Genomic DNA, 12,701 nt, shown 5'->3' with positions numbered 1-12,701 from the left:
CTCTATAGTTGAGCTATTAATATTTATATAAATTATAGGTGATTCTTTGGCTTCAGTTTTTTGTAAAACGGTATCGATTAATATGCTCGATGAATGTTTATAAACAAATTCCCCAAAGGTTTCAAAAATATAATTGTTGATATTCACATAAGGGACATAAACATTGATACTATCATTTATTGCGATATCATCTTGAGTTATAAAATCTGTCCTCAGAATTTTAGAATTAAATTTTAAGTAATCCGCTTTGTGGTTTTCGTTGTATAAAGTTTTAGGAACCAATGTAGCTAGCTCGTTTTGATGTATAACTAACACAGCATCAAAATCTTCAGAAAACACAGTATTACTGCTTAGTTCTGCTTTTAAACGGTTAAGTACATCAAATGGAGTTAACTTTTGCTCAAAGTTAACTGTTTTTAGAAATTCAATGGTATTAGAAGTTCTATTTAGAATGCAAAAAGAAAGCCCATTCAAATGAATTTGAATGGACAACTCTTTAATACTATTTTTAGTCAAAATTACTGTTTATTAGAAAGGTCTTTACCCCAATTTCCATTGGTGTTAACTTCTTCCATAGACCCAATTTTTACAGAAGGTCCTTTTACACCTGCAACAGAGAAAGCTTGTTTTTCTTTTTCTATTAAATATTTTTCTTGACCATCTAAAACTAAAGCTTTATCGACGCTAGCTTCAAATACTGAGATGTCATCTAATTTTCCTGCTTTTAAAGTGAACTTAGCTCCTTCTTTTCCAATACCAACATTCATCATACTTTTATAACGATCACTTCCTTTAAATAGAGAATCCTTTACAGAGTAGAAACTTAAGGTATCAATTAATGTTATTGTTTTCATCGTCTCTACACCACCAAATGCACGCGTTCTTTCTTCGTCTAATACTAAAGTATCACGTCTTTGTGTAATTGGCACTTCTCCCTTATCAACAAAATCTATTAGTTTATCAAAACTACCAGCAAATTCACCATTTACCTCTTTGTATGCTAATTGTGAGTCTCTAACGTCTATTAGACGATCTATAACAACTTTATAGCGCTCTACTTTAAGTTGGTTAAATTTAATTTCTTGGTAAACAGAATTAAAGGTCATATAACCTAAGAATATAATTAATGCCCAAAGCGCAATATTAATGATTGGCTTTAATTTTTTTGGCACAAATTTGTCAATTAACCAAACAATACCAATGGTTAATAATATAATGACTACAATTGCAATAATTACGCTTAACATATTTTATTTTATTAATTAGGTCTTACGCAAATCTACAATTTTTTTTTGTTCGTTAAAACTATCTAAATGAAAATCATTCAAAATAAACAACTTGATTGATATGCGTCGTTTTAAAATATAGAATAATGCTATATTGCTTCATATTTATTTCTGAACTCATTTAAAGTTTTTGTGTTTAACCGAAAATGAGGTGAAATTTGTTTATATGAGTTATTTTTTGAAAGTCATATCGAGTTGCGAGTAAGAAAAGTAGTGTAATATAAATGAGTTTGAATCATTTTTTAGGAAATAGAAAACTTAAAATTGAGTTCTTATGATTTCTAATGCTTCTGCATTCTATTCCTTATTAAAATCTAAGTTTCCATTCGCACCAACTTCTAAACAAGATATGGTGTTAATGCAATTGTCTCAATTCATTTTTGATACAAATAAGAATTCAATTTACTTGCTCAAAGGATATGCTGGTACTGGTAAGACAAGTATTATAGGAACAATAGTTTCAAATCTATGGGAAGCAAAAAAGAGTGCCGTTTTATTAGCACCAACTGGTAGAGCAGCAAAAGTGATTTCTAATTATTCTAAGAAAGAAGCTTTTACGATTCATAAGAAAATATATTTCCCGAAGAAAGAAAAAGGTGGAGGTGTAAAATTTGTTATGCAACCAAATAAACATAGAAACACCATCTTCATAGTTGATGAAGCGTCAATGATACCAGATACTCCTTCAGATTCTAAATCTTTTGAAAGTAATTCTTTATTAGACGATTTAATGACATACGTCTATTCTGGTCATCAATGTAAACTACTTCTTATAGGAGATAAAGCACAGTTGCCACCTGTGAAATCTGATTTAAGTCCAGCTTTAAATGAAAACAAATTAAGCCTTAATTATAATAAAGATGTCATTGGTATTGAGTTAGATGAAGTTGTGAGGCAAGAACAAGATTCAGGTATTTTAGAAAATGCCACAGAACTAAGATCGGTTTTAGAAACCACTATATATGAAAGTTTTAAGTTTAATGTCAATCCATTTAAAGATATAGTAAGGCTAATTGATGGTTATGAAATTATGGATGCTATTAATGATGCTTATAGTGACGAAGGTTACGAAGAAACTGCCATAATAGTTAGAAGTAACAAACGTGCCAATGCCTACAACCAACAAATTCGTCAGCGTATATTATTTAATGAAAGCGAATTATCTGCTGGAGACTATTTAATGGTGGTTAAGAATAATTACTTCTGGATTAAACCAACAACTGAAGCTGGTTTTATAGCCAATGGTGATATTATTGAAGTACTCGAAATTTTCAGCATTAAAGAATTGTATGGTTTTAGATTTGCAGAAGTTAAAGTGAAAATGGTAGATTATCCAAAGATGCGACCATTCGAAACTGTTTTACTTCTTGATACGATAGATGTAGAAAGTGCATCTTTGAGTTACGATGAATCTAATAGATTATATCAAGAAGTTTCTAAAGACTATGAAAACGAAAGTAATTATAAACGCTTTTTAGGAGTAAAAAACAACAAATTCTTTAATGCTTTACAGGTAAAGTTTTCTTACGCTATAACTTGTCATAAGTCTCAAGGTGGTCAATGGAATACAATATTTGTAGAACAGCCTTATTTGCCAGAAGGGATGAATAGAGATTACATTCGTTGGTTATATACAGCCATAACACGTGCAAAAGAGAAACTTTATTTAATTGGATTTAAAGATGACATGTTTACTGAAAATGATTTAAATTAGAAGTATGACAATGGAAACAATCTTAAGTATATTTTTAGGAATAGGACTAGCAGCCTCAGTTGGTTTTAGAGTCTTTTTACCTTTGTTTGCTTTAAGTTTAGCAGCATATTTTAATGTTTGGGAACTTAATGAGTCTTGGTTATGGATTGGTAGTACAACCGCTGTAATCACTTTGGGTATTGCGACTTTAGTAGAGATTGTAGCTTATTATATGCCAGTTGTGGATAATCTTTTAGATACCATTGCTATTCCTTTAGCGACCATTGCAGGCACAGCAGTTATGGTGTCAACCGTTGCAGATTTAAGTCCTGTAATCACATGGGCTTTAGCTATAATTGCAGGAGGAGGTACTGCTGTGGCTGTAAAGAGTTCAGCGAGCGCAACACGATTGGGTTCAACAGTTTCTACAGCAGGTTTAGGGAATCCTTTGGTGTCTACAGTTGAGACTGGTACGTCTATTGTCATGTCTATTGTTTCTATTTTTTTGCCAATAGTGGCTATTATTTTGGTTATATTCATCTTTTATATTGTTTTCAAACTCTATAAAAAGTTAAAACCAAATAAGTCGAAATCATCCTAAAACCGTATTTTTGAATTCTCTAACCACACATAGATGAAGATAATTTCCATGATTCCTGCACGTTATAGTGCGTCTCGATTTCCAGGTAAATTGATGCAAAATTTAGCAGGAAAATCTGTGATCTTAAGAACGTATGAAGCTACTGTAGCTACAAAACTTTTTAGTGAAGTTTATGTAGTAACTGATAGTGATATTATCTATGATGAGATTGTGAATAATGGTGGTAAAGCCATTATGAGCAAAAAGGAGCATGAATCAGGAAGCGATAGAATCGCTGAAGCCGTTGCTGATGTAGATTGCGATATTGTAGTGAATGTGCAAGGAGACGAGCCGTTTACAGAGCGAGAGAGTTTACATAAAGTTTTAGAAGTGTTTAGAGATGATGTCGATAAAGAAATTGATTTGGCATCTCTTATGGTAGAAATTACGGATTGGGATGAAATTAATAATCCAAATACGGTCAAAGTTATTGTAGACCAGAATAACTTCGCTTTATATTTTTCTCGTAGCCCAATTCCATTTCCAAGAGATAAAAGTGTTGGGACTCGCTATTTTAAGCATAAAGGTATTTACGCCTTTAGAAAAGATGCAATATTAGATTTTGCTGTTTTACCAATGCAGTTTATAGAAGCTTCAGAGAAGATAGAATGTATTCGGTATTTAGAATACGGAAAGCGTATAAAAATGGTTGAAACAGAAGTACAAGGAGTAGAAATAGATACACCAGAAGATTTAGAAAGAGCAAAGCGTTTGTGGAAATAGATTATAAAAACATAAAAGTAATAGGTTTCGATGCTGATGATACGCTTTGGGTTAATGAAACTTATTTTAGAGCGGCAGAAGAGGAAGCAGGCAGATTGTTATCGCGTTATGAAACACCTAATAAGATAGATCAGGAGCTTTTTAAAATGGAAATAAAAAATCTTCCAACCTATGGTTACGGAGTAAAGGGTTTTGTGTTATCTATGATAGAACTTGCGGTAGAATTATCTAATGGTACGGTTTCTAATGAAGTTATATCCAAAATGCTTAATATTGGAAAGGATATGATTCATAAGCCTATAGAATTGCTTGATGGAGTAGAAGATGTACTTAAAGCTTTATCTAAAGATTATAGACTAATTGTCGCAACAAAAGGAGATTTATTAGATCAAGAACGAAAGTTAGAAAAATCTGGTTTGATAGATTATTTTCATCATATTGAAGTGCTCAGTGAAAAGCAAGACGAAAATTATAAAAAGCTTTTAAAGCATTTAGATATAAAGCCTTCAGAATTTTTAATGATAGGGAATTCATTAAAGTCAGATATTTTGCCATTAGTAAATATTGGTGCAGAAGCTATACATGTTCCATTTCATACAACTTGGGAACATGAAAAAGTGACAAAAAAAGAAACTAACGGAGCAGATTACAAAACGGTAAATAGTTTAACTGAAATTATAACATTTTTAAAATGAAGGTTCTAAATTTAGAAACTTGGAATCGTAAGAAACTTTACAAACATTTTGCACAACTAAAAGATCCATATTTTGGTGTTGTAATTCCGTTTGATGTTACAAAAGCATATCATTTTGCCAAAGAAAATAAGATAAGCTTTTTTGTAAAGTATTTACACGATTGTATGAAAGCGATTAATACAGTAGATAATTTACGTTACAGAATAATAGAGGGTAAAGTTGTTGAGTATAATGTTATACATGCTTCAGCAACACTAATAAGAGAAGATAAAACCTTTGGGTTTTCATTCATTGAATACAATGAAGATTTAAATGTTTTTATAAATAATTTTAAAAAAGAAAAAATAAGGATTCAAAACTCAGATGATTTATACCCACCAGTAAATGGGCTAGATTGTATTCATTGCTCGGCTTTGCCTTGGTTTAAGTTTACAGGTCATAAAGAACCTTCATCTGGTAATGTAGAATCAGTACCAGAATTAGCTTTTTCTAAAGCAGAAGAACAAAATGGTAAGCTGATGATGAATGTTTCAATAAACGTTAACCATGCTTTAGCTGATGGTTATCATGTTGGACTTTTTGCAGAAAAATTTCAATTTTATTTAAATACTTAGTAAATATGAAGTTTGTTTTTATTTTTGTTAAAGATATAGAGTAAATGATATATAAAAATTATCCGATGGTGTCTAGAGTTGTTTTTGGACGTGGAAGTTTCAATCAACTAGATGAAATTCTCACTCCAAAGCGTAATGGACGTAATGCACCATTTATATTTTATGTAGATGATGTTTTTAAAGGCAATCATTGGTTAACTTCAAGAATAACTTTGTCTTATAAGGATAGAATTATTTATGTGCCTACAAAAGAAGAACCTAAAACCTCACAAATAGACCAATTGGTTGAGGATATTATTCTTGAGTATAGCGAGTTACCATCTGGTATCATAGGTATTGGTGGTGGTATAGTAATGGATATTGCTAAAGCGGTTGCATTAATGCTCACTAATAAAGGTGAATCTAAAGACTATCAAGGTTGGGATTTAATTAAGCATCCTGCGATATATCATGTTGGTATTCCGACAATTTCTGGAACAGGAGCAGAAGTATCACGTACTACAATATTAACTGGTCCAGAGCGTAAACTTGGTATTAACAGTGATTATACACCTTTTGACCAAGTGATACTAGATCCAGAATTGACTAAAGATGTACCAAAAGACCAATGGTTTTATACAGGTATGGATTGTTTTGTACATTGTGTAGAATCACTTAATGGCACGTATTTAAATGCGTTTAGCCAAAGTTATGGAGAGAAAGCTTTTGAGTTGTGTCAAGAAATATTTCTAGAAGATACGTTGAGTAAAGAAGATGCTCAAGATAAACTTATGATGGCTTCTTGGCATGGAGGAATGAGTATTGCTTATTCTCAGGTTGGTGTTGCACATGCTATGAGTTATGGTTTGGGTTATTTACTTGGAGTGAAGCATGGCATCGGAAATTGTATTGTATTTGATCATCTAGAAGACTATTATCCTGAAGGTGTAGCCTTATTTAAAAAAATGAAAGCTAAGCATAATATTCAATTGCCTCAAGGGATTTGTACAGATTTGGAAGAACGTCAATTTAATACCATGATAGATGTAGCATTAAGTCTAGAGCCATTATGGGAAAATGCTATTGGTAAGAATTGGAAGACTGTAATTACACGTCAAAAATTACTTGAGCTTTACAAAAAGATGTAAGATGCGCTGGTTAGCAAAATTCATTTATTTTAAATTGATGGGTTGGAAAGTTGTTGGTAATACTAACTTTTCTAAAGACACCATTAAAAAGGCTGTAATAATTGCTGTGCCACATACGAGCTGGCACGATTTCTATTTAGGTATACTTCTCAGAAAAGTAGCGAACGTTAAAACTAATTTCGTTGGAAAAAAAGAACTCTTTACATGGCCTTTTGGATACTATTTTAGAGCTGTTGGAGGAAAAGCATTAGATAGAACATCTGGGCAGAATAAAGTCGAAGCCATTGCAAAATTATTTAATGATGAGGACGAATTCAGATTAACATTAGCACCAGAAGGAACAAGAAAAAAAGTAGAAAAATGGAAAACAGGATTCTATTATATTGCTAAGGCTGCAAATGTGCCTATTATTATGTTTACGCTCGATTTTAAGAATAAGCAAAACAAAATTTCTGAACCTTTTTATCCAACAGATGATATTGAAGCCGACTTTAAATTTATGAAAGCCTTTTATAAAGGAGTAGAAGGCAAGGTAAAAGCATATAGCTAATTATTTTCGGTCTTTCAGTCTATACATAAATTTTAGTCCACTCCAATCTTCATCAATAGCAGCAACTTTAATATCTACTAGTCCAGTTTCTAAAACAACAGACCTTACAATTTCTCTATTAATATCAGTTTCAATTTTAGATTTGCCTTTTGGCCAACTTACCCAAAGAATTCCATTTTGTTTCAATCCCTTTTTTAAATCATGAATTGTCTTTGTTAATTCTTCATTTGAAGTAAAAAAAGCATGTATAAAATCTAAATTTGATACATCTAAGGCTGTTGTGTACTTTAGGCTATCAGGTAGTTCATCGAATAAATCATGGTAATAATCTGGTGCTTTATAGAGGCGAGTTTTAAAATTTGCTTTTAAACCTAATTTTTTCGCCAATGGTGTCTTAGAATAGCCTGAACTCATTTCAATTTTTTAAATTTAAGAAGAATTCTATTTGGCATAAGATTTGTAATAGATATAATGCAATGAAACATAAAGTAAACTTATAGAGTCCCTAAAAAGAAACATTGCTATTAAAAAAAGCCATCTACCGCTAAGAAGATGGTTTTTTTTCTTCCATATACTTACTTAAAAGATAATTTGTCTGTTTCTGTAACTTTGCTTTAAAAAAGCCCATGCCACCAAATAGTAACCCTTTTATACCCATAGCTTGGCTAGCCCATTTATGAAGGCTAAAATGATCAGTATGTTTAATTATTAAACCATCTTTAAATTGAAATTTTGCATCAATTTTATTATGCACTTTTCTACCAGTTTTACTAAAATTATAGAAGGCTTCCCAATGTGCAGAGCCATTAGCTTCATTTGCATTAATATTAGAGCTTACAACTTTAAAGTTTTTTCCTTTCTGAGATTCGCAAAGCATTTGCCACATAGCTATAGCTCTTTCTCCTTTTAAAACACCAAAAGCAGGATCTTGGAAAACAATATCCTTATGATAGCAAGACTCCATAGCATTTGCATCTAAATTTGAAAAAGCTTTATAAAATTTTTCAATTAGTCCTTCCATATTATTCTATTGTAATTCTGTTTCTAAAGCCTATATCAGTACGTTTATCGAATTCAAAATTAAAATAGCCAGCATCACCTTTTTTTCCTATAATGGTTGTTCTAGCTCTTCCAATTTCTAGTTTATTCTTATTATAAGCCTTTGCCATTACCGTTTTATTAAAATCATTATTAAAAATAATATAAAGTGTCAACTTATTGTTGTTTCCATTATTTACACTTTCAATATCATAAGCACCAGTATTTAAACCACTATTCTTTAGTTTTTTTGACAAAAGTATCTCGCATTCTAAAGTTTTGTCTACACCTTCAGATACACCTTCAAAAAATTCTGTAGCGGTTTCTCCCACAACTTCTCCACCTTTATTAATACCTTCCTTGGTCTTATTTGCAATTCTATTGCAAGAAGATATTAATAAGAAAATAATACTAATAGCAATTAACTGTTTCTGTTTCATGAAAATTGAAATATTAAGAAGAACTAAAGGTAGCTAAATCTGATTGATTTTTATGATGTGTACGCTTTAAACTTATCAATTAGCCGTCGTATCCCAGAGTAAACAAATGCGTTGGTCTTACCGTAATAGAAAGACATAAAACAAACTGAAGTTAAGAAGAGCAAAGCTCCGATTACAGCTTGCCAAGGAAGTAACGTTTTGCCAATAAGTTGATGTAAACCTAATCCTGTAAAACTGCCATAAATAATTATAAAATGAATTACATAAATGGAAAGTGTCTTTTGTCCAATCTTTGAAATTAAAGGTTGTTTTATATATTTCTCAGCAAGGTAAAAGATTGAAAATAGAATCAGCACATTGCCTAACCTTGTAAATAGATAGTTGTAATAGGCAACATCTTCAAAAAGCTTAATGTCTAATAGGTAATATAATTTATTGAATAACCATGATGATTTATAAATTAAAGCTAAGCCAATGATAAAGAAACTAGAGACAGTAGCGAGTTTAAATCGAGGACGCTCTAAATAACGATAGAATAGCGTAGCGATAAATGCACCAAAAGCAACATAACCAAACCAAGGCAAAATTGTAAAGACTGAGCCATTATCCTTGGTTATGTAATTTGAAAATAATTCTGGGACATTAGACACTTCTATAAATCGGTAAAGTGGTTCAGTAATAAAGATTAGTAAGCCTAGAAATAGCATTAAAATTGAAAATATTAAGGTCTTTCTACAAGTCAGCCTATAAATAATAACTATAATTATTAATGATAAGCCAATACATTGCAAAACATCTATAATTAAAAAGTAGCCATTAAATTTACCAATTAGCCACTCAAAAATGGGTACACGCAATAAGTAGCCAATCCCAATTAACATTAATCCTCTAACTAAACCTTTGCGCATTCGTTTTTCTACGCTACCATTGTGTTTGGCTCTAATAAGTAGATAAGAAAATATTAAACCAGAAATGGTAAAGAATGTTGGTGCTGTGATACCTCTAAAGTATTTCCAACAGTTAAAAATAAGATTGTTTTCATCTCTATATGAGACATCTAGTAACGTATCTATAAAATGCCCTTGCAACATCATTAAGATGGCAAATGCTCTTACGGCATCAATAAAATAAAGACGGTTTGTGCTCAATTAGAGATTGGTTGGAGAACAAAGGTAGTATTTAGAGAATTAATAGGATTTTTGTGGTTGCGCTTATTGTGATTGTGTATGGTTAGTTACGTGTTTTAGCAACTAATTTAGCAAAAATGGAACGAACCAGAGGAAATTCCGAAGGAATTTCCAAGTAGGCTAGAAGCAAGCAATTAAATATCTAAGGTGTTGGCGTGTCGTTATTTTTATCCGCCTATGTTTTTATATGCTTCGTTTATCAGATATTTTGTTTCCTCAAAATCGTCTGCATTTTTAATTGTCAATTCAAAATCGCCAGTTCCAAAATGTCCAATTTCTCTAACGTCACGACATTGTTTTGGCATTGGGTTTACTTCGTCCGGATTGAGTTTTAAATATAGAGTTAACTTTTTCTTATATGTCTGCAAGCATGTGAAATTTTGGCTAGTCTTGTATGCTATATAGTTCTTCTTTGGCGCCTCTTCTATTGAACTATCTAGAGTTACAATATAATCTCGAACCAAATTAAACAATTCCAATACATGATTATCAAGATTTTCATAATGTTCCTCTAAAGTATAAGTGGCTGTTTTTCTTGTCAAGGCTGCTTTTTTACCTGCCTCAACCATTATAGGATTTTTTCCACCAAGTTCTTCTGTATTTTTATTCGAGGTTGAAGCTGTTCGTTTATAGACTTCTTCAATATTTAAAATTCCGTTTTCATAAGTCTTATATTGCCAAAGTTCAATATTTGCTCCTATTACCTGAACAGCATGTAGGTCATATTTTTTATATTCTGGTGCTAGACAAATTACTCTAATGTCCGACCAATCCACACCAATGTTTTTTCCTAATGATTTGTTTGCTGCAATCTGAAAATCTCCTTTATGGTCTTTAATCCAATGCAAGTAATAAAGACTTTGGTTTATCAAGTCAGATGAAGCAACTTTTTTATATTCTATAATTACTGGATTATTGTCTTCTGAAATTGCTAATGTATCAATCCGTCCAGAATGAATGTTTCCTGTTGAAAATTCTGTTGCAATAAATCGACAATTAAAAATAGTTTCCAAGTTTTCTTCTACCAATTTCTGTAAGTCCTTTTCAAGTTTGAACTCGCTAAGTCTTACTCGTTTTGCCTTTCCTTTATCAATTTCAAATATTGCCATTTATGTTTTTTTATAATGCACGCCAACTTTAATGATATGAGTCTGTTTCAATAACTTATATCAGACGACACTGAAACAAGTTCAGCCCAAGTATACGAAGTTAGTTTTTTAAAAACTCAAAATCAATAGCTTAGAGCCTCAATTTTAAATTAGTTGCAAACATTTTGTCATAAGTTTAAAGGGTTTACTACATTTATAACTTATGGAGTCTCTTAACCAACTATTCAAAGATTTCTCATCCTTAGCTTGGGGTTTGCCATTACTTATTTTATTAATTGGAGGTGGCTTGTATTTACTCATTTGTTCTCAGTTTTTACCATTTCGGTATTTGGGACATGCAATTAGTGTGCTTAGAGGAAAATATGATGATCCAGATGATCCTGGTCAGATTTCGCATTTTCAAGCTTTAACAACTGCTTTGTCTGCAACTGTTGGTATGGGGAACATTGCTGGTGTTGCTGTTGCTATTTCTATAGGTGGACCTGGAGCTGTATTCTGGATGTGGATAAGCGCAGTTATTGGTATGTCTACCAAGTTCTTTACGTCAACCTTAGCAATTTTATATAGAGGAAAAGATAGTGCTGGTGAACTGCAAGGCGGACCAATGTACTTTATTACTGAAGGTTTAGGTAAATCTTGGAAACCTCTGGCTATATTTTTTAGTTTTTGTGGTTTAATTGGAGCCTTGCCAGTATTTAATGTCAATCAGTTAACACAAGCTTTAAATGATATTTTATTAATACCAAACGGAGTAGAAGTAGGTTTAACATCTAATCTAATTATTGGTGTTGCCTTAGTTAGTATAACGTCTCTAGTAATTCTCGGAGGTATAAAACGTATTGGTAATGTAGCATCACGATTGGTACCAAGTATGGTTGTGCTCTATTTTATTTTAGTTATTATTATTTTGGTTGCTCATAGTGATGTCTTACTTCATTATTTAAAACTCATTTTTACAGATGCTTTTGCGGCAAATTATTATCCAAAAGATGATACGTTTATTGGAGGAGTGTTAGGTGCATTAATATTGCATGGCATTAAACGAGGAGCATTTTCTAATGAAGCAGGTATAGGAACAGCACCAATGGCACATGGAGCTGCTAAAACTGATGAACCAATACGAGAAGGATTGGTCGCTATGTTAGGTCCAGCAATAGATACGTTAATAGTTTGTACACTTACTGCTTTGGCTATTTTAGTAACTGGTGTATGGGAGACAACTTCAGATAATGGTGTGAGCCTTACAGCTTCTGCATTTGCAGATGTAATGCCAAATTATGGTAAATATGCCTTATTGGTTTGTATTGCTGTGTTTAGTATGAGCTCCTTGTTTTCGTATTCGTATTATGGCACAAAATGTATGTCATTCCTCTTTGGGGCAGATAAAAAACACTACTACAATTACTTTTATATCTTAAGTATATTACTTGGTGCAACAACAAGCTTAAGTATGATGATTAATCTTATTGATGGTGTCTTCGCGTTAATGGCAATACCTACTATGATTGCAACTATTATCTTAGCACCAAGAGTGGTTAAAGAATTAAAAGCGTATTTAAAGCGTTTAAAACTAGCCAATAATAAAAGTAATAGATAATG

Annotated in this window: 15 protein-coding genes; 8 read left to right on the top strand and 7 right to left on the bottom strand. The window is 31.8% G+C overall.

Going from position 1 to position 12,701, the window contains the following annotated elements; translation table 11 throughout:
- Together QZZ53_RS10360 and QZZ53_RS10355 are read right to left on the bottom strand one after the other, a co-directional pair.
- Positions 1 to 516, bottom strand: a 516-nt coding sequence (locus tag QZZ53_RS10360) for a DUF3822 family protein (protein WP_296384294.1), incomplete at its 3' end; no start/stop codon positions are given.
- Between the two features lie 2 nt (positions 517 to 518).
- Positions 519 to 1,247 (bottom strand): hypothetical protein, encoded by a 729-nt coding sequence (locus QZZ53_RS10355; protein WP_296384292.1) that lies wholly within the window; start codon positions 1,245 to 1,247, stop codon positions 519 to 521.
- A gap of 313 nt (positions 1,248 to 1,560) precedes the next feature.
- Between QZZ53_RS10355 and QZZ53_RS10350 the strand changes: the two genes are divergently transcribed.
- Genes QZZ53_RS10350 through QZZ53_RS10320 form a run of 7 tightly spaced genes read left to right on the top strand, consistent with a single transcriptional unit; the run spans position 1,561 to position 7,328 of the window.
- Positions 1,561 to 3,000 (top strand): ATP-binding domain-containing protein, encoded by a 1,440-nt coding sequence (locus tag QZZ53_RS10350; RefSeq protein WP_296384290.1) that lies wholly within the window; start codon positions 1,561 to 1,563, stop codon positions 2,998 to 3,000.
- Positions 3,001 to 3,004: 4 nt separating this feature from the next.
- Entirely contained in the window at positions 3,005 to 3,580 is a 576-nt protein-coding gene (locus QZZ53_RS10345; protein WP_296384288.1) for a DUF4126 domain-containing protein, read from the top strand.
- Positions 3,581 to 3,613: 33 nt separating this feature from the next.
- Positions 3,614 to 4,342 (top strand): 3-deoxy-manno-octulosonate cytidylyltransferase, encoded by a 729-nt coding sequence (kdsB, locus tag QZZ53_RS10340; protein WP_296384285.1) that lies wholly within the window; start codon positions 3,614 to 3,616, stop codon positions 4,340 to 4,342.
- Entirely contained in the window at positions 4,333 to 5,037 is a 705-nt protein-coding gene (locus tag QZZ53_RS10335; protein WP_296384282.1) for an HAD family hydrolase, read from the top strand. The genes kdsB and QZZ53_RS10335 overlap by 10 nt, the downstream gene beginning before the upstream one ends.
- Positions 5,034 to 5,651 carry a CatA-like O-acetyltransferase gene (locus QZZ53_RS10330; protein WP_296384281.1) on the top strand — a complete coding sequence of 206 codons (618 nt, stop codon included), beginning with the start codon at positions 5,034 to 5,036 and terminating at the stop codon, positions 5,649 to 5,651. Before QZZ53_RS10335 ends, QZZ53_RS10330 begins: the two co-directional genes overlap by 4 nt.
- A gap of 44 nt (positions 5,652 to 5,695) precedes the next feature.
- The gene (locus QZZ53_RS10325) at positions 5,696 to 6,778 is read left to right on the top strand and encodes an iron-containing alcohol dehydrogenase family protein (RefSeq protein WP_296384279.1); all 1,083 of its coding nucleotides are present in this window, start codon (positions 5,696 to 5,698) and stop codon (positions 6,776 to 6,778) included.
- Between the two features lies 1 nt (position 6,779).
- A complete protein-coding gene (locus tag QZZ53_RS10320) occupies positions 6,780 to 7,328 on the top strand; it encodes a 1-acyl-sn-glycerol-3-phosphate acyltransferase (protein ID WP_296384278.1) in 549 nt (182 codons plus the stop codon).
- Here the strand turns inward: QZZ53_RS10320 and QZZ53_RS10315 are convergent, their stop codons facing one another.
- From QZZ53_RS10315 to QZZ53_RS10295, 5 genes are all read right to left on the bottom strand, one after another.
- Positions 7,329 to 7,742, bottom strand: a complete 414-nt coding sequence (locus tag QZZ53_RS10315) for a DUF3052 domain-containing protein (RefSeq protein WP_296384276.1) — start codon at positions 7,740 to 7,742, stop codon at positions 7,329 to 7,331.
- A gap of 130 nt (positions 7,743 to 7,872) precedes the next feature.
- Positions 7,873 to 8,349, bottom strand: a complete 477-nt coding sequence (locus QZZ53_RS10310) for a nuclear transport factor 2 family protein (RefSeq protein WP_296384274.1) — start codon at positions 8,347 to 8,349, stop codon at positions 7,873 to 7,875.
- 1 nt (position 8,350) lies between these two features.
- Positions 8,351 to 8,806, bottom strand: a complete 456-nt coding sequence (locus QZZ53_RS10305) for a hypothetical protein (protein WP_296384272.1) — start codon at positions 8,804 to 8,806, stop codon at positions 8,351 to 8,353.
- A 50-nt stretch (positions 8,807 to 8,856) separates the two neighbouring features.
- Entirely contained in the window at positions 8,857 to 9,954 is a 1,098-nt protein-coding gene (locus QZZ53_RS10300) for a heparan-alpha-glucosaminide N-acetyltransferase domain-containing protein (RefSeq protein ID WP_296384270.1), read from the bottom strand.
- A gap of 206 nt (positions 9,955 to 10,160) precedes the next feature.
- Positions 10,161 to 11,102 (bottom strand): DUF5655 domain-containing protein, encoded by a 942-nt coding sequence (locus QZZ53_RS10295; RefSeq protein WP_296384268.1) that lies wholly within the window; start codon positions 11,100 to 11,102, stop codon positions 10,161 to 10,163.
- A gap of 202 nt (positions 11,103 to 11,304) precedes the next feature.
- On the opposite strand from QZZ53_RS10295, the gene QZZ53_RS10290 reads away from it, so the two are divergent.
- Positions 11,305 to 12,699, top strand: coding sequence for an alanine/glycine:cation symporter family protein (locus QZZ53_RS10290; protein ID WP_296384266.1), 1,395 nt, complete (start codon positions 11,305 to 11,307; stop codon positions 12,697 to 12,699).
- The last annotated feature ends 2 nt before the right edge of the window (positions 12,700 to 12,701 follow it).

The sequence above is a fragment of the Winogradskyella sp. genome (assembly GCF_016744625.1).
In the GTDB taxonomy this organism is placed as follows: domain Bacteria; phylum Bacteroidota; class Bacteroidia; order Flavobacteriales; family Flavobacteriaceae; genus Winogradskyella.
Note: the sequence above shows the minus strand (reverse complement) of the source record. Positions and strands in the feature narration are given on the sequence as shown.

What these genes read in the sequence shown, in the direction of transcription:
- QZZ53_RS10355 (WP_296384292.1), bottom strand. Translation starts at nt 1,247, where the DNA reads ATGTTAAGCGTAATTATTGCAATTGTAGTCATTATATTATTAACCATT.
- QZZ53_RS10350 (WP_296384290.1), top strand. Translation starts at nt 1,561, where the DNA reads ATGATTTCTAATGCTTCTGCATTCTATTCCTTATTAAAATCTAAGTTT.
- QZZ53_RS10345 (WP_296384288.1), top strand. Translation starts at nt 3,005, where the DNA reads ATGACAATGGAAACAATCTTAAGTATATTTTTAGGAATAGGACTAGCA.
- kdsB (WP_296384285.1), top strand. Translation starts at nt 3,614, where the DNA reads ATGAAGATAATTTCCATGATTCCTGCACGTTATAGTGCGTCTCGATTT.
- QZZ53_RS10330 (WP_296384281.1), top strand. Translation starts at nt 5,034, where the DNA reads ATGAAGGTTCTAAATTTAGAAACTTGGAATCGTAAGAAACTTTACAAA.
- QZZ53_RS10325 (WP_296384279.1), top strand. Translation starts at nt 5,696, where the DNA reads ATGATATATAAAAATTATCCGATGGTGTCTAGAGTTGTTTTTGGACGT.
- QZZ53_RS10320 (WP_296384278.1), top strand. Translation starts at nt 6,780, where the DNA reads ATGCGCTGGTTAGCAAAATTCATTTATTTTAAATTGATGGGTTGGAAA.
- QZZ53_RS10315 (WP_296384276.1), bottom strand. Translation starts at nt 7,742, where the DNA reads ATGAGTTCAGGCTATTCTAAGACACCATTGGCGAAAAAATTAGGTTTA.
- QZZ53_RS10310 (WP_296384274.1), bottom strand. Translation starts at nt 8,349, where the DNA reads ATGGAAGGACTAATTGAAAAATTTTATAAAGCTTTTTCAAATTTAGAT.
- QZZ53_RS10305 (WP_296384272.1), bottom strand. Translation starts at nt 8,806, where the DNA reads ATGAAACAGAAACAGTTAATTGCTATTAGTATTATTTTCTTATTAATA.
- QZZ53_RS10295 (WP_296384268.1), bottom strand. Translation starts at nt 11,102, where the DNA reads ATGGCAATATTTGAAATTGATAAAGGAAAGGCAAAACGAGTAAGACTT.
- QZZ53_RS10290 (WP_296384266.1), top strand. Translation starts at nt 11,305, where the DNA reads ATGGAGTCTCTTAACCAACTATTCAAAGATTTCTCATCCTTAGCTTGG.